Annotated in this window: 21 protein-coding genes; 7 read left to right on the top strand and 14 right to left on the bottom strand. The window is 70.6% G+C overall.

The window, feature by feature from the left end:
- Positions 1-59: 59 nt before the first annotated feature.
- Entirely contained in the window at positions 60-413 is a 354-nt protein-coding gene (locus tag MRBLWH11_RS05920) for a hypothetical protein (protein WP_341947109.1), read from the bottom strand.
- Positions 410-1,105 carry an acyl-CoA synthetase gene (locus tag MRBLWH11_RS05915; RefSeq protein ID WP_341947108.1) on the bottom strand — a complete coding sequence of 232 codons (696 nt, stop codon included), beginning with the start codon at positions 1,103-1,105 and terminating at the stop codon, positions 410-412. The genes MRBLWH11_RS05920 and MRBLWH11_RS05915 overlap by 4 nt, the downstream gene beginning before the upstream one ends.
- Positions 1,106-1,418: 313 nt before the next feature.
- Here MRBLWH11_RS05915 and MRBLWH11_RS05910 point away from each other — a divergent pair, with 313 nt between their 5' ends.
- Positions 1,419-2,351: a hypothetical protein gene (locus MRBLWH11_RS05910; RefSeq protein WP_341947107.1), complete on the top strand. Its 933-nt coding sequence runs from the start codon at positions 1,419-1,421 to the stop codon at positions 2,349-2,351.
- Here MRBLWH11_RS05910 and MRBLWH11_RS05905 read toward each other — a convergent pair.
- On the bottom strand, positions 2,339-3,178 hold the full coding sequence (locus tag MRBLWH11_RS05905; RefSeq protein ID WP_341947106.1) for a sulfurtransferase: 840 nt from the start codon (positions 3,176-3,178) through the stop codon (positions 2,339-2,341). The two genes, MRBLWH11_RS05910 and MRBLWH11_RS05905, sit on opposite strands and share 13 nt — an antisense overlap.
- A gap of 103 nt (positions 3,179-3,281) precedes the next feature.
- Between MRBLWH11_RS05905 and MRBLWH11_RS05900 the strand changes: the two genes are divergently transcribed.
- Genes MRBLWH11_RS05900 through MRBLWH11_RS05890 form a run of 3 tightly spaced genes read left to right on the top strand, consistent with a single transcriptional unit; the run spans position 3,282 to position 5,311 of the window.
- Entirely contained in the window at positions 3,282-4,166 is an 885-nt protein-coding gene (locus MRBLWH11_RS05900) for a DMT family transporter (protein ID WP_341947105.1), read from the top strand.
- Positions 4,167-4,193: 27 nt separating this feature from the next.
- A complete protein-coding gene (gene ribA / locus MRBLWH11_RS05895) occupies positions 4,194-4,853 on the top strand; it encodes a GTP cyclohydrolase II (protein WP_116633487.1) in 660 nt (219 codons plus the stop codon).
- On the top strand, positions 4,853-5,311 hold the full coding sequence (locus MRBLWH11_RS05890; protein ID WP_116633486.1) for a MarR family transcriptional regulator: 459 nt from the start codon (positions 4,853-4,855) through the stop codon (positions 5,309-5,311). The genes ribA and MRBLWH11_RS05890 overlap by 1 nt, the downstream gene beginning before the upstream one ends.
- Before the next feature lie 19 nt (positions 5,312-5,330).
- Here MRBLWH11_RS05890 and MRBLWH11_RS05885 read toward each other — a convergent pair whose 3' ends face one another.
- Genes MRBLWH11_RS05885 through mscL form a run of 3 tightly spaced genes read right to left on the bottom strand, consistent with a single transcriptional unit; the run spans position 5,331 to position 11,249 of the window.
- Positions 5,331-5,705 carry a hypothetical protein gene (locus MRBLWH11_RS05885; protein WP_341947104.1) on the bottom strand — a complete coding sequence of 125 codons (375 nt, stop codon included), beginning with the start codon at positions 5,703-5,705 and terminating at the stop codon, positions 5,331-5,333.
- A 1-nt stretch (position 5,706) separates the two neighbouring features.
- On the bottom strand, positions 5,707-10,794 hold the full coding sequence (locus MRBLWH11_RS05880; protein ID WP_341947102.1) for a tandem-95 repeat protein: 5,088 nt from the start codon (positions 10,792-10,794) through the stop codon (positions 5,707-5,709).
- Positions 10,795-10,835: 41 nt separating this feature from the next.
- A complete protein-coding gene (gene mscL, locus MRBLWH11_RS05875; protein WP_116633483.1) occupies positions 10,836-11,249 on the bottom strand; it encodes a large conductance mechanosensitive channel protein MscL in 414 nt (137 codons plus the stop codon).
- Positions 11,250-11,518: 269 nt separating this feature from the next.
- Here mscL and MRBLWH11_RS05870 point away from each other — a divergent pair, with 269 nt between their 5' ends.
- Positions 11,519-11,875, top strand: a complete 357-nt coding sequence (locus tag MRBLWH11_RS05870; RefSeq protein ID WP_116633482.1) for a helix-turn-helix transcriptional regulator — start codon at positions 11,519-11,521, stop codon at positions 11,873-11,875.
- Positions 11,876-11,891: 16 nt separating this feature from the next.
- Here MRBLWH11_RS05870 and MRBLWH11_RS05865 read toward each other — a convergent pair whose 3' ends face one another.
- Both MRBLWH11_RS05865 and MRBLWH11_RS05860 read right to left on the bottom strand, forming a co-directional pair.
- On the bottom strand, positions 11,892-12,482 hold the full coding sequence (locus MRBLWH11_RS05865; RefSeq protein WP_341947101.1) for an ATP-dependent Clp protease proteolytic subunit: 591 nt from the start codon (positions 12,480-12,482) through the stop codon (positions 11,892-11,894).
- Positions 12,479-13,093, bottom strand: a complete 615-nt coding sequence (locus MRBLWH11_RS05860; RefSeq protein WP_341947099.1) for an ATP-dependent Clp protease proteolytic subunit — start codon at positions 13,091-13,093, stop codon at positions 12,479-12,481. Before MRBLWH11_RS05860 ends, MRBLWH11_RS05865 begins: the two co-directional genes overlap by 4 nt.
- Before the next feature lie 149 nt (positions 13,094-13,242).
- On the opposite strand from MRBLWH11_RS05860, the gene MRBLWH11_RS05855 reads away from it, so the two are divergent.
- Positions 13,243-13,713, top strand: coding sequence for a hotdog domain-containing protein (locus MRBLWH11_RS05855; RefSeq protein ID WP_116633479.1), 471 nt, complete (start codon positions 13,243-13,245; stop codon positions 13,711-13,713).
- Between the two features lie 15 nt (positions 13,714-13,728).
- Here the strand turns inward: MRBLWH11_RS05855 and MRBLWH11_RS05850 are convergent, their stop codons facing one another.
- Positions 13,729-14,979 (bottom strand): PLP-dependent transferase, encoded by a 1,251-nt coding sequence (locus MRBLWH11_RS05850; RefSeq protein WP_341947098.1) that lies wholly within the window; start codon positions 14,977-14,979, stop codon positions 13,729-13,731.
- A 112-nt stretch (positions 14,980-15,091) separates the two neighbouring features.
- Here MRBLWH11_RS05850 and MRBLWH11_RS05845 point away from each other — a divergent pair, with 112 nt between their 5' ends.
- The gene (locus MRBLWH11_RS05845; RefSeq protein ID WP_116633477.1) at positions 15,092-15,568 is read left to right on the top strand and encodes an Lrp/AsnC family transcriptional regulator; all 477 of its coding nucleotides are present in this window, start codon (positions 15,092-15,094) and stop codon (positions 15,566-15,568) included.
- Between the two features lie 4 nt (positions 15,569-15,572).
- Here MRBLWH11_RS05845 and MRBLWH11_RS05840 read toward each other — a convergent pair whose 3' ends face one another.
- The 5 genes from MRBLWH11_RS05840 to MRBLWH11_RS05820 all read right to left on the bottom strand — a co-directional run bounded on the left by MRBLWH11_RS05840 (position 15,573) and on the right by MRBLWH11_RS05820 (position 20,190).
- Positions 15,573-15,971, bottom strand: a complete 399-nt coding sequence (locus MRBLWH11_RS05840) for a hypothetical protein (RefSeq protein WP_341947097.1) — start codon at positions 15,969-15,971, stop codon at positions 15,573-15,575.
- Between the two features lie 132 nt (positions 15,972-16,103).
- Positions 16,104-17,603 (bottom strand): MATE family efflux transporter, encoded by a 1,500-nt coding sequence (locus MRBLWH11_RS05835; RefSeq protein ID WP_341947096.1) that lies wholly within the window; start codon positions 17,601-17,603, stop codon positions 16,104-16,106.
- Positions 17,604-17,760: 157 nt separating this feature from the next.
- Positions 17,761-18,216: a DUF2871 domain-containing protein gene (locus tag MRBLWH11_RS05830; RefSeq protein ID WP_341947095.1), complete on the bottom strand. Its 456-nt coding sequence runs from the start codon at positions 18,214-18,216 to the stop codon at positions 17,761-17,763.
- A gap of 97 nt (positions 18,217-18,313) precedes the next feature.
- The gene (locus tag MRBLWH11_RS05825) at positions 18,314-18,937 is read right to left on the bottom strand and encodes a response regulator transcription factor (protein WP_341947094.1); all 624 of its coding nucleotides are present in this window, start codon (positions 18,935-18,937) and stop codon (positions 18,314-18,316) included.
- Positions 18,934-20,190 carry a sensor histidine kinase gene (locus tag MRBLWH11_RS05820; RefSeq protein ID WP_341947092.1) on the bottom strand — a complete coding sequence of 419 codons (1,257 nt, stop codon included), beginning with the start codon at positions 20,188-20,190 and terminating at the stop codon, positions 18,934-18,936. Before MRBLWH11_RS05820 ends, MRBLWH11_RS05825 begins: the two co-directional genes overlap by 4 nt.
- Positions 20,191-20,250 lie beyond the last annotated feature (60 nt).

Genomic DNA, 20,250 nt, shown 5'->3' with positions numbered 1-20,250 from the left:
ATGACGAGAGGATCGACGTCCGGCCGACCCCCGCTCCGGCGCGGAGAGGAATCCGGTCGTCAGGAGGAAGCGGGGTGGGCCGGCTTGTCGGTGCCGGAGTCCTCGTCGGGCTCCGCGTCGTACAGCACCGGACGGTCGATCGTCTTGGTGACGTCGGCCGGATCGACGGCGAGGATCAGCATCGCGAGGATCAGCAGGGTCGCGATGAACGCGCCGCCGCCGACGACGAGGCCGAGCGCGACCGGCGTCAGGCCGTCGTAGCTGCCGTCCGCGATCGCCGTGTTCACCCGCGCGGTGAAGGCGCCGGTGGAGACCAGGGTGACGACCATCGCGAAGATGCCGCAGCCCAGCGCGATGCCGAGCAGGTGCAGCGGACGCAGGATGTCCCGCCGGGTCGGCTTCTCGTCGCTCATCGCTCTCCTCCGCGCTCGGCCGAGGCTGCGCTCTGATCGGTACCGGATGCCGCGGCGCGGTCAGCACCGGCGGCAGCGGGCGCTGCGGAGACGTCGACGTCGGCGGCATCCGCTCGTTTCGGGGTGAGGCCCGCGATGCCGAGGAAGACCGCGACGATCGCGGCGTAGCCGCCGAACATGCCGACCCCGAGGATGATGCCGGAGAGCAGGAACGTGCCCGCCTTGTCGATCGTGTACTCCTGCACGAATCCGGCCGGGATCAGCAGGAGGACGACACCGAGGAGGATGCCGAGCGCACCGATGGTGATCGCGTCACGCGCGAGCGGGTCGGCCGTGCGGCGCGCGCGGATGCCGGCGAGGAGTTCGACCCCGCCGGTGACGATGGCCCAGACGGAGACCACCACGAAGAACAGATCATCCGACCGCCAGGCGGGGATGCCGCTCGCCATGCCGGCGATGACGCCGAGCGCCGCGAGCAGGACCTGCGGCCAGCGCGACCCTTCCGGCAGCACCAGCCACGCAGCCAGCACCTGCACGAGCGCCGTGACGAACACGAAGCCGCTGAAGACGGAGAGCCCGACCGGGGCCGAGTGGTCGGAGGAGAACGTGATCATCAGCGCGGCGACGGCGGCGAAGAGCGCGCGCAGCAGTTGCACGTGTCGCATGGTGAATGCGCGGGCAGGGGCAGACATGACGATCCAGAGTCCTCCGGGGTGTTCCTCCCAGTCTACGCGGGGCCGCGAAGCCGCGGAGCCGCGCGCGGGAGCGCACGGGAGGGGTGTTCGTGAAGCCCGGTGGATCTCCCCAGATCGATCACCGGGCTTCACGACGAACGCAGTAAGGGGGCGTCACTGCGTGAGACTGGTCGTACGCAAGGTCGGGCACCCTGCCCTTCGACGACACAGTCGATCGACCCCACTCGCCCACCCGGTCCCCTGAGGTGCGCGTGTGCGGTCGTATGCTCACTTTAGGACGATGGCCTTCACATACCGGAGGGGTGGTGTGATGAGTTTCGAATATGACGATCACGGGTCCTCCTCGGAGGCGTTCGCGGGGGCCCTCCGCAACGCCATCAACGCGAAGGACGTCACTCTCTCCTGGCTGCAGCGGCAGTTGAAGCGTCGGGGGAACCGCGTCTCGATGGCGACGCTCAGCTATTGGCGCTCCGGCGCCCGGCGACCGGAAGGCGCACAGTCCCTGGCGGCGCTGGCCGACATCGAGCAGCTGCTCGGCCTCGACGATGACGCCCTGGCCGGGCTCCTCCCGTCCACCAAGCGGACGGGCCCCCTCGGGCCGAGTCAGTTCCCGATCGACCAGCACGACCTCGAGACGGCGGTGAAAGACGCGTACGCCGCGCTCGGAGCCCCGTATCCCGACCATTCACGCGAGATCACGACGCACTCCGTGACCGACGTCGACGCCGACGGCAACGTGTCGTACTGCATCACGAGGAGCGTCCTCCAGGCGACGTCCGGCACGATGACGGGCACCCCCTTCCTCGAGCTGACGCCCGGCACCCGCACCCCCTCGCCGATCTTCCGCGCGGTGTCGGGAGGACGCATCGCGGGAGAGTACTCGCATGCCGGCGGCGAGGTCCACGGCGTGCTGTTCGAACTCGACGCTCCCCTGTCCGCGCCCGACACGACGATGGTCGAATGGTCGGTCGAGTACCCGCCGGACTATCCGCCGACGCGCGAGACCGGCCACGGTGTGGCCCGGCAGTGCCGCGAACTGCTGGTCTGGGTGCGGTTCCATCCGGATGCGCTGCCGGACTGGTGCGAGGAGCGCGTCGAGACGGCATCCGGGATCACGATCACCCCGGTGACGCCCAACGGCGGCGGGTCGGTGCACCTGGTCCACCGCGCCTTCGGCCCGGGCGCCGTGGAGCTGCTGTGGGGGTACGGCCCCCGCGATGACGCCGGTGATCAGCCGGGCTGATCACCCGTTGCGACCGGACGACCCGGCGTGTTCGACCACTGGCTCCACGACCCGGGGAACACCTTCGCGTCGATGCCGACCTCGCTGAGGATCAGCGCCGTGTGCGCAGCAGTGACGCCGGAGCCGCAGTACGCGGCGACAGGTGTGCCCGGTGCGACTCCGATCCCCGCGAATGTCGAGCGGACGGTCTCCGGATCGAGCAGGCGCCCCTCGGCGTCGAGATGCAGCATCGTCGGGAGGTTGCGTGCGCCGGGGATGTGCCCGGCCTGCGGGTCGAGCGGCTCGGTCTCGCCGCGGTAGCGCTCGGGAGCGCGCACGTCGAGCAGGACACCGGATGCCGGGAACGCGGCCGCCTCGTCGATCGAGAGCGCATCGCCGCCGATCTCCTCGAGCACGACCTCACCCGTCTCGGGGATCACGTCGTCGGTGGCGATGTCGAACCCGGCGGCCTTCCACGCGCGGAGGCCGCCGTCGAGCACGCGCACGTCGACGCCGGCCTGGCGGAGGAGCCACCAGGCGCGCGACGCAGCCGTGCTCTTGGCGTCGTCGTATGCGACCACGATGTCGCCGTCGTTCACGCCCCAGCGGCGCGCCGCCGCCTGGAGGGTCGCGGTCGACGGCAGCGGATGCCGACCCTCCGACGGCTCGCCGTGCGTCGAGAGCTCCGTGTCGAGCGAGGCGAAGACCGCACCGGGGATGTGCCCGGTCAGATAGTCGTCATGCCCGGCCTCCGGACGATCGAGTCGCCACCGCACGTCGATCAGGCGCACCGGGGCGCCCTGAGACAGGAGGTCATTCACCGCGTTCACGCTCACGAAGCTGCTCATCCTCCGAGGCTATCGAGTCGCTCCGGCATCCGGCGCCGGCCCGTCTTCTCGCGTCACCGTCGGGCGGATAGGCTCGATCCGGCAACGTCGAGAAAGGGCAACGATGCCCTCTCGTCTTCGCTGGATGCGCTTCCGCCCGCAGGAAGCCGCCCTCATCGCCATCACCGCAGTATGGGGCAGCACGTTCCTGCTCGTGCACTGGGCCATGCAGCATTCCGGGCCGTGGTTCTTCGTCGGCGTGCGCTTCCTCATCGCCGGACTCATCAGCGTCGTGATCTTCCGGCGCGTCCTGCGCGGCATCCGGTGGCGGGACGTGGGAGCCGGCGTCGCGATCGGCGTGATGATCTACCTCGGCTACGGCCTGCAGACGTTCGGGCTGCAGACGATCGACAGCAGCACCTCCGCGTTCATCACCGCGATGTACGTGCCGCTCGTCCCGTTCGCGCAATGGGCGGTGTTCCGCAAGCGCCCACCCGCCATGGCCTTCATCGGCGCGGGACTCGCCTTCGTCGGACTGGTGCTCATCGCCGGCCCCGACGCCTTCACGCTCAGCCTCGGCACCGGCGAGATCGCGACGATGATCAGCACCCTCCCGATCGCCGCCGAGATCATCCTCATCAGCGTGTTCGCCGGGAAGATCGACCTCGGACGCATCACCGTCGTGCAGCTGCTGACCGCCGGCGCGCTCGGGCTCCTGACCATGCCGGTCGTCGGCGAGGGGATCCCCGAGTTCTCCTGGATCTGGGTGGGCTGCGCGGTCGGGCTCGGCGCCGCCAGCTGCCTGATCCAGCTCACGATGAACTGGGCGCAGAAGTCCGTGTCGCCGACCCGCGCGACGATCATCTACGCCGGAGAACCGGTGTGGGCCGGGGTCATCGGGCGGATCGCCGGCGAGCGCCTGCCGGTCACCGCACTCATCGGTGGGGCGCTCGTCGTGCTCGGCATCCTCGTCAGCGAGCTGAAGCTGATCCGTCGTCGGCGGGAATAGACGACCCGTCGACGCGTTGCATCTCGCATGATTGAAACTTCAACCGTCGTTCCGGTCGCCACCGAGCGCACGCGGGTACGCGTGCCGCTGCGCTTCGCCGATGGTTTCGCCACGACCGCCGATGTGGTCACGTTCGACGGACTCGTCGACGGCCGTGAGCACCTGCTGCTGGGACTCGGAGACTGGCGCGCGGCGATGGAGCGAGCGGATGCCGGTGGCGACGCACCGCTGGTGCGCCCGCACAGCGAGTGCCTGACCGGCGACGTGTTCGGCTCCGAGCGCTGCGACTGCGGCCCGCAGCTGCGCGAGGCGGTCGAGCGGATCTCGGACGAGGGCGGTTTCCTGCTCTACCTGCGCCAGGAGGGTCGCGGCATCGGCCTCTACGCCAAGCTCGACGCCTACGCCCTGCAGGACTCCGGCCTCGACACCTACGAGGCCAACGTCGCTCTCGGCCATGGCGAGGACGAGCGCGACTACACCGTCGCAGCCCAGATGCTGCGGGCCGCGGGGGTCGACGGCATCCGTCTGCTCAGCAACAACCCCGACAAGGCGGTGCAGCTCGAGGGACTCGGCATCCGGGTCACGGACCGTGTGCCGACCGGGGTGCACCTGTCGGACGCGAACTCGCGCTACCTGCAGGCCAAGCGCGATCACACCGCGCACACCATCGACCTGTCCGCCGCGTGATGGACGAGCGTCGGCTCGACGACGCCGAGATGGCGACGTGGCTGCCGACGATCCGGTTCGTGCAGCTGCTCCCGCAGGTGCTCGACCGCACCCTCAAGGCCGAGACCGGACTCAACCACGCCCACTACGCGATCCTGATCACGCTCGCCGGCCGGGGCGAGAGCACGGTCACGATGACCGAGCTCGCGCAGATCGCCGGGCTCAGCAGGTCGCGCCTCAGCCACGCCCTGGACTCTCTCGAGGAGCGCGGCTGGGTGGCGCGGTCCTCGTGCGGCAGCGACCGGCGAACGCTCTCGGCGACCCTCACCCCCGCCGGACGTGAGCTGCTGCGGTCGGCGGCGCCCGTGCACGTCGCGCAGATCCGCGAGCTGGTCCTGGGTCCGCTCAGCGACGAGGAGCGCGCGCAGCTCGGCACGATCCTCACCAAGCTGCTGCCCGGGGTGACCGCCGCTCTGTAGCGCCCGCGCCTCCGTGGGGTCAGAGAACGCCGCGCGTGAGGGCGACGGTGCAGCTGCTCGCGGAGGCCTCGCCGAGATCGGCGGAGACGGACCAGTCGGCGGATGCTCCCGCATCCACCGCCTCGATCTCCTGCCACGCCGACGCGATCACGGATCCGTCGGTGTCGAGCCAGCTCACGCGCACGAGATAGTCGCCCGCGTCGCCTTCGCTGTTCTGCAATGAACCCGTCGACGTCAGACGTCCGCTCCCCGGCGGGCACTCATCGATCGTCAGATCCTCCACGGCACTCGTCCCCCCGGTGACCGAGGGCGCGGGCGGTCCTGACGGGCTGCATCCGGCGAGGACCGCCGCCGCGGCGAGCGCCGCGACGACGGTCGGGACGGTGGCCCTCACGTCAGGCCGAACGTCGACGGATCAGGATCGCGATCCCGGCGAGCAGCAGCAGGAGGCCCGCCCCGAGGGGGATCCACGGCACGGCACCACCGGTCGTCGGGAGAGCGGTGCTCGCGCCAGCGGCCACCGTCACGGTCACGGTCGCGGTGACCCGCGTGCCGTTCGCGTCCGCCACCGAGTAGGTGATCGACGTGGTCCTGCCGACGAACCCGGGCGCGGGCGTGAACACGATCTTGCCATCCACCACGGTCCAGACGCCCTCACCGGGGACGGTGAGATCTGTCACGAGCGCGCCGTCGGCGCCCACGATGCGGAGGGTCGAGCGGTCGAGCGGCACTCCGGTGGTACCCGGAGCGTCGTCGCCGATCACATCGATCACCACCGGGACTCCCGGCGCGGTGGTCGCCGCGTTGTTCCGCGCGATCGGATCGACGCCTGCGACCGTGATGGTCACCGTCGAGCTGGCGGAGTTGCCGAGCGAATCGGTCACGGCGTACGTCACGGGCGTCGCCGCTCCGCGGAACGCGGGAACAGGCGTGAAGGTCACCCGTCCGTCCGATCCGATCTCGTACGTGCCCTCGCCGGGGACGTCGAGCGTCTTGCCGCCTCCGCCGACGGTCGAGCCGACCGGCTGGCCCGTCGCGGGGAAGACCAGGGACGCGGGGTCGAGCACACCGTCCGTCCCGTCCGCCTGCTGTCCGGGGCTGTCGTTGCCGAGGATGTCGACGGTCACGGGCACGTTCTGCGGCGTGCTCTCGACATCGGCGTTCGCGTCGGGCCCCGGTCGCACGGTCACGGTGAGCGCGGCGTTCGCGGACGAGCCGTTCTCGTCGAGGATCGTGTAGCGGACCGGGGTCGTCGTGCCGCTGAAACCCTCCGCGGGCGTGAACGTCACCGTCCCGTCGGCGCGCAGCGTGTAGACGCCCTCGCCGGCGACGTCGAGCGTCTTGCCGCCGTCGCGGATCTCGGCCGTGAGGCCGGCGGGGATACCGGACGCCTCGAAGACCACGGAGGTGAGGTCGAGAGGAACCGCGGGGTCGCCGGGCTCGTCGTTCCCGGCGAGGTCGAACGTCACGGGAGTCGCGAACGGTGTCACGGCCGCGTCGTCGGTCGCGGTCGGGATGACCGGGGTGACCTCGATCACGATGGTCGAGGTGACCCCGTTCCCGATCGCGTCTGTGACGGTGTACGACACCACGGAGGCGAGGCCGGCGAAGGCGGGGAGCGGCGTGAACGTGACCGAGCCGTCGGCGGCCGCGGTGTAGGTGCCCTCCCCGGGCACGACGAGGCGGGTGCCCCCGTCGAGCACCTGGGCGCCGGCCGGCTGGCCCGTGGTCGGGAAGCGCAGAGTGCTCGCATCCCACGCGCCCTCCGAGTCGTCGGCGTTGCGGGACGGGGTGTCGTTGTCGAGCGGCCGCAGGGTCACCGGGACGCCCTGCGGCGTCGAGTCCGTGTCGGGAGCCGCGACCGGTCCGGGCCGGACGGTGATCTGCACGCGGGCGTCGTCGGTCGTGCCGTTGGCGTCGGCGATCCGGTAGATCACGGGGGTCGTCGTTCCGCTGAAGCCATCGGCCGGCGTGAAGACGACGGAGCCCGCGGCGTCGAGCACGTACGTGCCCTGCCCGTCGATCGTGAGCGTCTTTCCGTCGGCGGAGACGGTGACGCCGGACGGCTGTCCCGTGGCCGGGAACACCGTGGCGGCCGGCACCAGCGGCGCCGAGGCGTCGCCGGCGCTGTCGTCGTCGAGCAGGTCGACAGCGACGGGCACTCCGAACGGTGTGGTCGCGCTGTCGTCCTGAGCCTGGGGCGTCACCCCGGTGACGGTGACGGTGATGGTCGATGAGACGGTCGCGCCGTGGGAGTCGGTCGCGCCGTAGACGACGCTCGTCGCGGTTCCGGTGAAGGCCGGTTCCGGGGTGAAGGTGACTCTGCCGGCAGGATCGGCCGAGTACACGCCCTCGCCCGGCACGGTCAGCGTCGTGCCGCCGTCGGTGACGATCGCGCCCACCGGCTGACCCGCCGTCGGGAACATCACGCTCGGCGGGACGAGGATCCCCGTGTCGCACCCGGCCGGCACGTTCGTCTCACCGGGATCGCACGGGCTCCCGAGATCGCTCGCGAAGTCGTTGTCCAGGACGTCGAGGACGACCGGTGTGTTCTGCAGCGTCGTCTCCGCGTCGGGTGCAGCGAGTGCCCCGCTGCCCACGGTGACGATGATCTCGGCCGTGGCGGGGGTGCCGTTCTCATCGGCCACGCGATAGACCACCGGCGCGGTCGGACCGGCGAAGCCCGGGACGGGGCTGAAGCGCACCGTGCCGTCGTCCCGCACGACCCAGGTCCCCTCGCCGGGAACGACCAGCGTCTTGCCCCCGTCCGTCGCATCCGGCGAGGTGAAGACGACCGATGAGGGCACGAGCGGCGCCGAGGGAGCGCCCGGCTCGTCGTTGGCGAGGATGTCGATGTCGACGGGAGTCGACCCGGGAGTCTTCGCGGCGTCGCCGATCGCCGTCGGCGTCACCGCGGTGACCGTGACGGAGACCGTCGTCGACGCGTCGTTGCCGAACGAGTCGGTGACGATGTACGTGACCGGCGTCGCAGCGCCCGTGAACAGCGGCTCGGGGTCGAAGGTGACGTCACCGGTCGCCGGATCGAAGGTGTACACGCCCTCCCCGGGAACCGTGAGCACGCGACCGCTGCCGCCCACCGCACTGCCGGCGGGAAGCCCGGGCGTGACGCTGAACCGGAACGAATCACGGTCGAAGGCGCCCGCGCTGCCGTCGGCCGCCGTGCCGGGCACGTCGTTGCCGAGGACCGGGAACGACACGTCGACGTTCTGGGGTGTCGAGGCGCTGTCCGGGTTCGCGGTCGGTCCTGGGCGAACGGTGACCGACACGGTCGCGGTGCTCTGCTGGCCGTTCGCATCGGTGATCCGATACGGCGTCGACGCGGTGCCGGTGAAGCCGTCCGCCGGAGTGAACTCGACCTGCCCCTCCGGGGTCACGCGCCAGGTGCCCTCGGGTGTGACCAGAGACGTGCCGCCGTCGGTGGCGGCCGGATCGGTGAAGACCGTCGAGGTGGGGACGATCGCGCCCCCGGGTCCGGGGACGTCGTTGCCGACGACGTCGACGGTCACCGGGGTCGCGTGCGGCGTGGTGGTCGAATCGTTCACGGCCGTCGGAGTCACGGCCGTGACCGTGACCGTGATGGTCGACGCCGCGGGATTGCCCAGGCTGTCTGTGAAGCGGTAGGCGACGGGCGTCGTCGTCGGGCCGTCGAAGGTCGGATCCGGCGCGAAGGTCACGACGCCGGTCGTCTGGTCGATCGTGTAGACGCCCTCGCCCGGCACTTCGAGACGGCGGCCGTCGGAGCTCACGACGGATCCGGCCGGCTGCCCGGTCGTCTCGAAGACGACGGATGCCGGCGGAACGGCCCCCGGAGTGCCGTCGGCGTTCTGGCCGGGTGCATCGTTCCCGAGCGCGGGGATCTGCACACTGGTCCCCTGCGTCGTCGCAGCGGTGTCGGCGACGGCCGTGGGACCGGGGCGCACCGTCGCGGTCTCCGTGGCGGTGGATGTCTGCCCGTTGTCGTCGACGATGCGGTACTCGGCGGTGGCGTCGCCGCTGAACCCGGGGGCCGGGGTGAAGGTGATCCCGCCGTCGGTGTCGATCGTCCAGACGCCGTCGGGGGTCTGGAGCCTCTTGCCGCCGTCGGTCGCGGTCGGATCCGTGAACACGGTCTGCTCGGGCAGGATGGTGCCGGTTCCCGGCTGGTCGTTCTTGGCTCCCGGGAGCGGGATGGGGGCGCCGAAGGCGCCGATGCCGGCATCCGGGACCGCGACGGGCGGCGGGAGCACGTTGACGAAGGCGCAGACGATGTTCGCGCCGTCCGTGCCGGCCGGCGCGGTGAATGTGGCGCTGTTGCCGGTGCCGCTCGCGACGACGGCACCGGTCGCATCGGTGCACGTCCAGGTCGTCGTGTAGTCGTCGAGGTCCGTGGTGCCGACGGGCTCCTGCCGCATCGTGTAGGTCTCCCCCGGGATGATGAGGCCGGGTTCGCTGGGGTCGCCGTCGCCGTCGGGGCCGGAGTCGCTGTCCGGGAAGTCCGGCGTGGTCCCGTCAGGACCGTACGAGCCGCCCTCGAGCACGACGCGCACCTGATCGGTGGGCTGCGCGCGGGGGCCGTCGAATCCTGTGACGGTCTGAGCGGTGGACGGGTTCGCGCAGGAGCCGAGGTCGGTCGAGGTGGCGCCCGTGAGGGTGAACGTGGTCCCGGTCGGCGCGCCCGTGATCGGGTTCGTCTTCTGCAGCACGGTGAGACCGCCGAGGTAGAGGAAGCCGTCGGATCCGAAGGCGATGCCGTTCGTCGCCGCCGTGGTCGAGCCGCGCGACAGCTCGCGCGAGCTCAGGGTGGTGCCGGTGCCGGAGGTCGGGACCGTGCCGTCGGCGACGTAGAGGGCGGCCTGGTTCGCGCCTCCGGCGACCACGTACAGCCGACCCGTCTTGTCGAACGCGATGTCGCCGTTCAGACCGGGCGGGTTGGTCGTCGTGATCGACACGACGGGCCCCGCCGGCGCGCTGTTCGTCGCCGGGTCGAAGACGTAGAGGTTGACGGTGCTCCCCGAGAATCCGCCGTAGTAGTACAGCCCGGTCGCCGGGTTGATCGCGCCCATCGTCCCCTGGGCGACGCCCGCCGTCTTGGGCGAGGCCGTGACCGTGCCGTCCGCGCTCGCCGCCGGTTCGTACTCGACGACGCTCGTGGTCGTTCCGGTGATCGCGACGGTGCCGTCGGCGCCGATCCCCAGCTGGTTCGTGCTCGTTCCCGCATTCGCCGGGGTCGCGAAGACCGGCGCGGCGGAGGTCGTACCCGTCGAGAGGTCCAGCTGACCGACGTTCCCCACCGTGCCGTTGCTGAAGTACAGGGTGTTGATGCAGGCCAGGGGGGCCGCCGCTGCCGCCGGAGCGGCCGCTCCGGCGACCGTGAGGCCGGCGGCGACGAGCACGCCGGCGGTGACCGCGGCGATCGGTCGGGACCGAGGCGATCGCCTTTCTCTCGTGCCGATGATGCGGGCGAAGACGGATGACGGTGACACGCAGGGCCCCTTAGCGGTGGTCTGGTCGGAGGATGGCGTCGTCAGACGCTTCGGCGCGACTGCAGGAGGTCGCGGATCTCGATGAGGAGCTCGGCCTCGGTGGGCAGCGGCTCGGGCTCGACGACGGCGGGACGCAGGCGGTCGGCGCGCTCCTTCGCCTTGTTCATCGGAAGGACGAAGACGAAGTAGACGACGGCGGCGACCGCGAGGAAGTTGATGACCGCGCCGATGATCAGGCCGAAGGCGAAGACCGAGGTGCCTCCGCCGAGCGTCGGCACCTCCACCTGCATCGCCTCATCCAGGCTCCCCGCCTGGAAGAACAGGCCGATCAGCGGATTGATGAGCGCCTCGACGAGGACGTTGACGATGGCCGTGAACGCGGCGCCGATGACGACGGCGACCGCCAGCTCGATGACGTTGCCGCGAAGGATGAATTCCTTGAATCCGTTGATCATTGCTCTGTCCGCTCTCTCCGATGGTTACTGCGGGCGTGGGGAGTGAGAGCGACTCCGGCCGCCTCACTCCCCGCCCTACCCCCATGTCCCCCACAGGGCCGCAGGGGCGACGGTGAATCGTCGTCGTCCCGGCGGGCAGAAAGCTATCAGCCGGCTGTTCACGCGAAATCGGCCTGCTGTGGAAGATGCTGGAATATCGGTTTCGGCTCTTCGTTCTGCTCTGAGCAGAACCGCTCGAACAGCGCGGATGTCTCGGCCTATCGTGAGGCATGGCCGACATCGTCCCGTTCCCCCGCGCCCCTCGTCCTTCCCGCCGCCCGCGGCCGAGCGACCCGGAGCCCCTCTGGCGCCAGCTCCTCGGCGATCAGCTGCGGCGGCGCCGGCACGAACGCGAGGAGACGCTCACCGAGACAGCAGAGAAGGCCGGTGTCTCGCCGCAGTACCTCTCCGAGGTCGAGCGCGGATTGAAGGAGCCGTCCAGCGAGATGATCGCCGCGATCAGCGGAGCGCTCGAGACCTCGCTCATCGAGCTCACCAGCGCGGTCGCCGACGACCTCCGGTCGACCGTCGCGCCGGCATCCGCCGTGGTCTCGGCCGGGCGCGCGATGTTCGCGCTGGCGGCCTGAGCCTGTCGAAGGGCCGTCAGCCTCGCTCGCCGAGCACCGTGTCGATGAGTCCGTAGTCGAGCGCGGCGGATGCCGTGAACACCCGGTCGCGGTCGGTGTCGGCACGGAGCTCCTCGACCGTGCGGCCGCTGTGCCTGGCGAGGATGGCCTCCATGTCGGAGCGGACGCGCACCACCTCGTCGGCCGCGAGGATGAGGTCGGGGATCGCACCACGCGACTGCCCTGCCGGCTGATGCAGCACGATGCGCGCGTGCGCCAGGGCCGCCCGCTCTCCTGCGGCACCCGCGGCGACCAGTAGCGCGGCCGGTCCGATCGCCTGGCCCACGCAGGTCGTGGCGATGCGCGGACGGATGTGGTGCATGGTGTCGTAGATCGCCAGTGCGGCACCGGGGTCGCCGCCCTCGCTGTTGATGTAGAACTGGATGCCGCTCTCGGGGCTGTCGGCGTCGAGATGCAGCAGCTGCGCGATCAGCGCATTCGCGACACCGGCGTCGATGCCGGTGCCGAGGTAGATGACGCGCTCCGCCAGCAGGTGCGAGTAGACGTCCATGATGCGTTCCCCGCGCGGATGCTGCGCGATGACGTTCGGGATCGAGTAGGTGCTCATGCGCTCGTCCCCAGACCGACGCGCGCGCGTCGACGCGGCATGATGTCCGCGAGCGAACCGACGATCTCGTCGATGAATCCGTAGTCCAGCGCCTCGGCGGCCGTGTACCAGCGGTCGTGCAGGGAGTCCTCGAAGATCCGCGTGACCGGCTGGCCCGTGTCGTCGGCGATGAGGCCGAGCACGGTGTCGCGCATGTGCCGCAGATCGTCGGCCTGCGTCTCGAGCTCGCCGGCCGACCCGCCGATGCCCGCCGAGCCCTGGTGCATGAGGATGCGGGCGTGCGGCAGCGCGCGGCGCTTGCCCTTCGTGCCGGCGGAGAGGAGGAACTGCCCGGCGCTGCACGCCAGGCCGAGCGCGAGCGTGGACACGTCGTTGGGCACCAGTTGCATCAGGTCGCGGATCGCCAGCATCGACGGCACCGAGCCGCCCGGCGAGTGGATCCAGAGGGCGATGTCGGTCGTCGCGTCCTCCGCCGACAGCGCGAGCAGCTGCGTCATCAGCAGCGTGCCGTTGTCATCGTCGAGGGCGCCGTCGAGCACGAGCACGCGCTCGTGGAACAGGGCGCGTCGGGCTTCGGGCCCGAACTGCGGGATGGGGTTGTCTTCGCTCATGCCCCCAGCATCCGCCGCTCCCCGCACCGGCGGGCCGGTATCCGCCCCCGGCGGATCCGCCCTGAGCAGACGCGTGCCGCCGCCGACCGGCAGGAGAACGAAAACCGGCCGTAACACCCCCGACTCACGGCGCTCCTACGCTCGGGATCATGGCGAAGCAGACGGCACCGGCATGGCAGTGGTCGGAAGACGGGATCAACTTCCGCACCCGCAAGTGGGTGCGCCCCGAGGACCTCAACGCGAACGGCTCCCTGTTCGGAGGGAGCCTGCTGAAGTGGATCGACGAGGAGGCGGCGATCTACGCGATCGTGCAGCTCGGCAACTACCGCGCCGTCACGAAGCACATCTCCGAGATCAACTTCGAGGCGTCGGCTGTGCAGGGCGACCTGGTCGAGATCGGTCTCACGGCGACGCACTTCGGTCGCACCTCGCTCACCATGAAGGCGATGGCGCGCAACATGATCACGCGCAAGCGGCTCCTCACGATCGAGAAGATCGTGTTCGTGAGCCTCGATGAAGACGGCGCGCCCACTCCGCACGGCTACACCGACATCACCTACGACCGCGACCGCATGCCGACCGAGCGACTCGCGACCGGGACGATCCGCCTGCCGAGCTGACGCCGAGCCACCCTCCTATGCGCGAACGGCCCCCGTATGGGCGTCGTTCACGGGCGTGGCCCGCACAGAAAGGGGTGGTTCGGCGGTCGTGGCGGCGGCCGCCGCGAAAGCCTGCGCGAGGTCGGCGATCAGGTCGTCGGCTTCTTCCAGGCCGATCGACAGCCGCAGCACGTCGGCGGCTGGTCGGGCCTCGGGCGGCACCGGACGGTGCGTGAGCGCCGCCGGATGCTGGATCAGCGAGTCCACCCCGCCCAGCGACACCGCGTGCGTGAAGAGCGCCGTCGCCGTCGTGATCGTCGACGCGGCGGTGAAGCCTCCTCGCATCCGCATCGCGATCATCGCGCCGGTGCCGCGCATCTGCCGGTCCAGGATGCCGTGCGGATCGCCGTCGAGCCCCGGGTAGAACACCTCGTCGACCTCCGGACGGTCGATCAGCCACTGCACGACGCGGCGCGCGGTCTCCTGCTGTCGGCGCATCCGCACCGGCAGAGTCGCCAACCCGCGGTGCAGCAGATACGCGCCGAGAGGATGCAGCAGGCCTCCGGTCACCGCACGCACCCGGCGCAGCGCCTCGGCGGTCTCCTCGCTGCAGGCCACGACGCCGGCGATGACGTCTCCGTGACCGCCGAGGTACTTGGTCGCGCTGTGCAGCGACATCGCGGCGCCCAGGTCGATCGGGTTCTGCAGGACGGGCGTCGCGAAGGTGTTGTCGACGACGACCGGCACCTCCCCCGCCTGGCGGACGACGTCGGCGATGTCGGCGATGTCGAGCGTCGGGTTGGCCGGCGTCTCGAGGACGACCAGTCCGGTGTCGGGGCGGATGCTGTCGGCCACCTCGTGCGGGTGGCAGTAGGTCGTCTCGGCACCCAGGAGTCCGGAGCCGAGAAGGTGATCGGTGCCGCCGTAGAGCGGGCGCACCGCGACGACGTGCCCCTTGCCGACGGCGTTCGTGTGAGCGAGGATCACGGCCGTCATCGCCGCCATGCCCGACCCGAACGCGACGGATGCCTCGGCGTGCTCCAGCTCGGCGAGCGCGCCTTCGAAGCGCGCGACCGTCGGGTTCCAGAGACGGGCGTAGACCATGCTGCCACCCTCGGGCGGGCGCCCACCGGTCGCCATCGCCTCGTACGAGTCGCCCCCACGCTCGATGTCGGGAAGCGGGTTCGTCGTCGACAGGTCGATCGGCAGGGCATGGACCCCGAGACCCTCGAGATCGGAGCGACCGCTGTGGACGGCGACGGTGTCAGGATGCAACGGTGCAGTCATGCTTCCAGGTTGCAGGAAATCCGGACATCTCGGTAAAGATCGACAGCATCCGCCATCAAACATGAGCAATTCGCTATTCTGAGCAAGAGACGACCGTGGAGACGAGGCGACTTTGGCGAGAACACAAGGCTCACCGCTCGACGAGGTCGACCTCGCGCTGCTCGCCGCCCTCCTGGACGACGCGGAGGTCACGAACAAGGCCCTCGCGCATCGCCTCGGCCTCGCGGAGTCGACCTGCGCCCATCGGGTCCGAGCGCTCCGGGAACGCGGGGTGATCCGCGACACGCGCATCCGTGTCGACGAGGCGGCGCTCGGCTACCCCCTGCAGGCGATCATCAAGGTGCGCCTCGCCAACCACACCGGCCCCAAGGTCACCGCCCTGTTCGATGCGCTCGCGAGCATCCCCCGCGTGCTGCAGGTGTTCCACGTGGCGGGGGTCGACGACTTCCTCGTGCACGTCGCGGTGCAGGATGCCACGGCGCTCCGCGACATCGTGCTCGAGCACATCACGATCCATCCGGTCGTCCGCGGCACCGAGACCCAGCTCGTGTTCGAGCTGCGCGACGGCAGCGGCCTGCTCTCGCGCTGAGGCGTCAGGAGACGACGGCGATCGCCCCGGTCGAGGCGCTCTGCAGCGCCGGTGCCGGCTTCACGACGGAAGGCGCCGCATCCTGCTCGCGCGCGCGGCGTCGCATCGTCCGACCGAGGTCGGCGGCGCTGACGATCGCGCGGACGACGCCGCCGATCACGAGCATGGCGACCAGCGCGGCGCACGCGGCGAGCAGCGGCAGCCACTGGTTCGCGAAGGATGCCGTGAAGCTCATCAGCGCACCGACGATCCACAGACCCACGGCACCTCCCGTGAGCCCTCCGGCACCTCGCATGATCGCGATCGCTGCCACGACGGCGCAGACGCCGGCGAATGCCGCCCCCGCGATCCCGATCGGAACCATCACCTCAGCCAGATCGCTGGCCATTCTGAATGTCGTCATGACGACCCCCCGTCAGCGGAATATCCGCTCCTTCGACACTAAGAGAGTGCCAGCGGGAAGCCATCCGTCTCAAGTGCGACTGCGCATCATCCTCGAGAAGGATCTTTTTCCTGCGCGTTCCGTTCTTTTCGGTCAGCGACGGGCGCGTTCGGAGCGGCGCCGGCGCAGCGTGAGCTTCCGCAGCCGCGAGGTGCGGACGGTGGCGATGGGCTGCGTCACGACCGCGTCGACGACCATGGAGCCGTCGGTGGGGCCGACGATCGCGATGGCCGAGGTCTCGGTCGCCTCCGCCGGCTCGACGGGCATCCGGGCCAGCTCGCGGTGCGCGCGGACGTACGCGGGGATCAGCAGCACGATCGCGCCGACCCAGGCGAGCGGGTTGCTCAGCGCGACACCGACGAAGCCGATCAGAGCGCCGAGCACGACCGCCGCGCCGACGCGCATCACGAGCTCGATCACACCGGTGACCGTCGGCACGAGCGTGTGGCCGAGTCCCTGCAGGGCTCCGCGGAGCACGAAGAGCATGCCGAGGGCCCAGTAGCCGCATCCGTTGATGATGAGCATCTGATGCGCGAGATCCACGACCTCGTCGGACCCGGCGCCGATGAACAGGCGCACCATCGGGGCGCCGAAGGCGATCAGCAGGCCGCCGAGCACGATGCCGGAGACGATCGCCATCCAGGTGGCCTCGACGACGCCGCGACGGATGCGGTCGGGACGGCGACCGCCGTGGTTCTGCGCGGCGTACATCGAGACGGCCAGGCCGAGCGACGACAGCAGCGCCACGGCCAGGCTGTCGACGCGCGAAGCAGTGGTGTAGGCGGCGACAGCGTCGGAGCCGAGGGTGTTCAGCGCGACCTGCACCGTGAGCGTGCCGATCGCGATGATCGACGCCTGGAAGCCCATCGGGAGTCCGAGGCGCAGATGCTCGGCGACGTCGGCGCGGGTGACGCGCCAGTCCACGCGCCGCAGGTGCAGCATCGGGAGACGACGGCGGACGAACTCGAGGCACAGCAGGACCGAGACCGCCTGCGCGACGACCGTGGCGAGCGCCGCGCCGGCGACGCCCCACTCGAGCGGCCCGACCATGAGCACGACGAGCCCGACGTTCAGCGCGCACGACACCGTGAGGAAGACCAGCGGCGTGCGGGAGTCGCCGATCGCGCGGATGATCGCCGACAGGTAGTTGAAGAACATCGTCGCGCCGGCGCCGAGGAAGCTGATCTGCGTGAAGACCGTCGCCTCGGCCATCAGCTCGGGCGGCGTCTGCAGCAGCGCGAGCAGGGGTGCCGCGATGAGCGGAGCGACGACGGTCAGCAGCACGCTCGTGATGCCGGAGAGCATCACTCCGGTCGCGACCGAGCGACGCACCGCCGCATCGTCACGCGCCCCGAAGGCCTGAGCGATCGGAATGGCGAATCCGCTGGTGAGACCCCACGCGAAGCCGAGCAGCAGGAACAGCAGCGGCCCGGTGGCTCCCACCGCGGCGAGGGAGTCCACACCGAGGTGCCGCCCCACGACGATGGCGTCGGCGAAGTGGTACAGCTGCTGCACGACATTGCCGATGAGGAGCGGGATCGAGAAGGCGAGGATGACACGCCACGGGCGACCCGTGGTGAGAGGAGTGGCCATGAAGAAGCGGCTCGCAGAACTGGGGGGTGATCGGGGGAGGCTCCAGTTTATCGAATCGATTCGGCGCAACGGAAGACCGGCTCCCAGGAAGTGCAGGGAAAGGAGGCCGGGCCCCGGTGGGGGACGGAGCCGCGCGTCGCGGCATCCGTCCTTCCGGTCAGGACTGGGCCTGCGCCATGGCGGCCGCCTCGGGAGCGGCCGCCTTCGCGACGAGGATCCGCTTGCGGAGCGCCAGGAACAGCAGCACCATGCCGGCGGTGAGCAGCATGTGGCCGGTGCCCGCGATGCCGGCGATCATCTTCGACGACTCCTGACCGAGCACGGTGAGGCAGCCGTGCCAGACGAGCATGGCCGACGTCAGCACGAGGCCCGCGTTGTAGATCCAGAAGAACCAGCTGAAGAGCCGACTCTCGGAGAGGGTGAACGCCTTCTCCAGGAGGAGGACGATGAGGAGGACGACGAAGCCCAGAACCAGCAGGTGCGTGTGCACGAGGCCGAGCTGCGTCGCCTCCCCCTCGGGGAAGCCGTTGATCTTGGTGAACTCTCGATAGAAGAGTCCGGAGGCGACGCCGACGAGCATGTAGGCGAACGCGGCGGAGAAGAGCCTGCGCATGGGTGTTCCTTTCGGGTCGCTTCCAGCCTCGGCGCAGCGGCCGATCCGGGGATCCATCGAACGGTTGAGATGCGGATGGCTCTGGGCTGCGCAGGCCTCAGAGCAGACCGGTGTCCCTGGCGATGGCGAGGGCGCGGGCGCGGCTGTCGGCCCCGAGCTTCTCGAACACGTGCACGAGGTGGGTCTTCACGGTCGCCTCGGTGACGAACAGGGTCTTCGCGATCTCACGGTTGGTCGCTCCGGTCCCGAGCAGGCCGAGGACCTCCCGCTCGCGCTCGGTCAGGCGCACGCGCGGAGCCCGCATCACCCGCCCGACCCGCTCGCTGAGCCCCGGCCCGAGCACGAGCCCTCCGGCCGCCGCCTGACGGATCGCGCGCACGATGTCGTCGGGCGCGACGTCCTTGAGCAGGTACCCCGCCGCTCCCGCCTCGATCGCACCGAGGATCTCGGCGTCGCGATCGAACGTGGTCAGGATGATCACGGCAGGAGCCGGATGCTGCGCGCGCAGCGCGGCCGTCGTCCGCACGCCGTCCATCCCCTCGCCGAGGCGCAGGTCGCAGAGCACGACATCGGGATGCAGGTGCCGGGCGAGACGCACGGCCTCCTCCCCCGACGCCGCCTCTCCGACCACCTCGACGTCGTCGCGATGGTCGAACAGCGAGCGCACCCCCGCACGGACGATGGGGTGATCGTCGACGAGCAGCACCCGCACCACGGTCATCCGTCGCCTCCGGCACCCCGGGCCGGCACAGGGCCGCCGAGCGGGACGTGCGCCGAGAGCGCCGTGCCGTCTCCCGGGGCGCTCTCCACGTCGAGTCCTCCGCCGAGCTCCCGCAGGCGCGCGCGCATGGAACGCAGCCCATAGCCGCCGCCCATCCCGCCCTGGGCGTCCCAGCGGGTCGCGTCGAACCCGATCCCGTCGTCGACGATGTCGAGTCGTATCGCATCGCCCGCATCGGCAAGGGTGACCACCACCCGGGTGGCGTCCGCATGCGAGCGCACGTTCGCGAGAGCGGACTGCGCCGTGCGCAGCAGTGCGACCTCGGCGTCGATGCCGAGCGACGGCAGGTCGTCGTCGACGTGCAGCGTCGTCGCGATCCCGGTCTCCTCGGCGAGACGCACGAGCATCCGCCCGAGGGCGTCGCCGAGTGCTGTGGACTCGAGCTCCGCGGGCATCAGCGCGTTCACGATGCGGCGTGCGTCGGCCAGACCCTCTGCGGCGAGCGCGCCGATCTGCCCGAGCGCGCGGGTGCTCTGCGCGGCGTCATCCGCCTCCAGCGCGGAGCGCGCCAGCATCCCGATCGACGAGACGCTCTGGGCGACGGTGTCGTGAATGTCGCGGGAGACCCTCGTGCGCTCCGCGCTGGCACCCGACTCGCGCTGCGTCCTGGCGAGCTCGTCCTGCAGCGCGGCCATCTCCTGCTGCGTCGCGACGAGCGAGGCGATCAGCCGTCGCCGCTCGCGCCCGTCGCGCACGAGTTCGAGGTAGCCGCGCGAGATGCCGAACGCGAAGACGCCGCCCACGAGCGGACCGATCACGTTCGCATAGCTCGTCGCACCGGTGTGCAGCAGCGGGGCGGCGATGACGACGGCGAGGACCACGGCGCTGAGCAGCAGCGCCCACCGCAGGCGCATCACGAAGCCGGCGAGCAGCCAGAGCGGGAAGGCGAGCCACACGAATTCGGGCGAGACGGCGACCGTGCCGAGCCAGATCAGCGTCAGCCCGAGCAGCCACCAGGTCGCCAGGCGCCGATCCGCGGTGCGTTCACCGAGCAGCAGACCGCCGCCGTACCAGCCGAGGAACACCAGCGACAGCGCGAGGACCCAGGGAAGCGGGATGCCGTCGGCCGACGCACGCACGGCCCCGATCACGAGCAGCACGACCGTGATGACCGCCTGGCCGATGCGGATCGACCCGATCAGGTTCGCCCACGTGTGCGCGGGCTCTCGCGGCGGCGGCTCGGTGGACGGCATCCTCACATTCTTCCCCCCGACGGGCATCCGGCGCCTCCATCGTTCGGTCGATCCGGTCGA

This window comes from Microbacterium sp. LWH11-1.2 (assembly GCF_038397745.1).
In the GTDB taxonomy this organism is placed as follows: Bacteria; Actinomycetota; Actinomycetes; order Actinomycetales; family Microbacteriaceae; genus Microbacterium.
The sequence above is the reverse complement of the archived record's forward strand: the minus strand, read 5'-3'. Positions and strand labels throughout refer to the sequence as shown.

Coding starts and splice junctions, on each gene's coding strand:
- MRBLWH11_RS05890 (WP_116633486.1), top strand. CDS start 4,853: ATGGACGAGCGTCGGCTCGACGACGCCGAGATGGCGACGTGGCTGCCG.
- MRBLWH11_RS05865 (WP_341947101.1), bottom strand. CDS start 12,482: ATGAGCACCTACTCGATCCCGAACGTCATCGCGCAGCATCCGCGCGGG.
- MRBLWH11_RS05855 (WP_116633479.1), top strand. CDS start 13,243: ATGGCGAAGCAGACGGCACCGGCATGGCAGTGGTCGGAAGACGGGATC.
- MRBLWH11_RS05840 (WP_341947097.1), bottom strand. CDS start 15,971: ATGACGACATTCAGAATGGCCAGCGATCTGGCTGAGGTGATGGTTCCG.
- MRBLWH11_RS05910 (WP_341947107.1), top strand. CDS start 1,419: ATGAGTTTCGAATATGACGATCACGGGTCCTCCTCGGAGGCGTTCGCG.
- MRBLWH11_RS05825 (WP_341947094.1), bottom strand. CDS start 18,937: ATGACCGTGGTGCGGGTGCTGCTCGTCGACGATCACCCCATCGTCCGT.
- MRBLWH11_RS05850 (WP_341947098.1), bottom strand. CDS start 14,979: ATGACTGCACCGTTGCATCCTGACACCGTCGCCGTCCACAGCGGTCGC.
- MRBLWH11_RS05915 (WP_341947108.1), bottom strand. CDS start 1,105: ATGTCTGCCCCTGCCCGCGCATTCACCATGCGACACGTGCAACTGCTG.
- MRBLWH11_RS05860 (WP_341947099.1), bottom strand. CDS start 13,093: ATGAGCGAAGACAACCCCATCCCGCAGTTCGGGCCCGAAGCCCGACGC.
- mscL (WP_116633483.1), bottom strand. CDS start 11,249: ATGATCAACGGATTCAAGGAATTCATCCTTCGCGGCAACGTCATCGAG.
- MRBLWH11_RS05830 (WP_341947095.1), bottom strand. CDS start 18,216: ATGCGCAGGCTCTTCTCCGCCGCGTTCGCCTACATGCTCGTCGGCGTC.
- MRBLWH11_RS05920 (WP_341947109.1), bottom strand. CDS start 413: ATGAGCGACGAGAAGCCGACCCGGCGGGACATCCTGCGTCCGCTGCAC.
- MRBLWH11_RS05900 (WP_341947105.1), top strand. CDS start 3,282: ATGCCCTCTCGTCTTCGCTGGATGCGCTTCCGCCCGCAGGAAGCCGCC.
- MRBLWH11_RS05870 (WP_116633482.1), top strand. CDS start 11,519: ATGGCCGACATCGTCCCGTTCCCCCGCGCCCCTCGTCCTTCCCGCCGC.
- MRBLWH11_RS05905 (WP_341947106.1), bottom strand. CDS start 3,178: ATGAGCAGCTTCGTGAGCGTGAACGCGGTGAATGACCTCCTGTCTCAG.
- ribA (WP_116633487.1), top strand. CDS start 4,194: ATGATTGAAACTTCAACCGTCGTTCCGGTCGCCACCGAGCGCACGCGG.
- MRBLWH11_RS05820 (WP_341947092.1), bottom strand. CDS start 20,190: ATGCCGTCCACCGAGCCGCCGCCGCGAGAGCCCGCGCACACGTGGGCG.
- MRBLWH11_RS05835 (WP_341947096.1), bottom strand. CDS start 17,603: ATGGCCACTCCTCTCACCACGGGTCGCCCGTGGCGTGTCATCCTCGCC.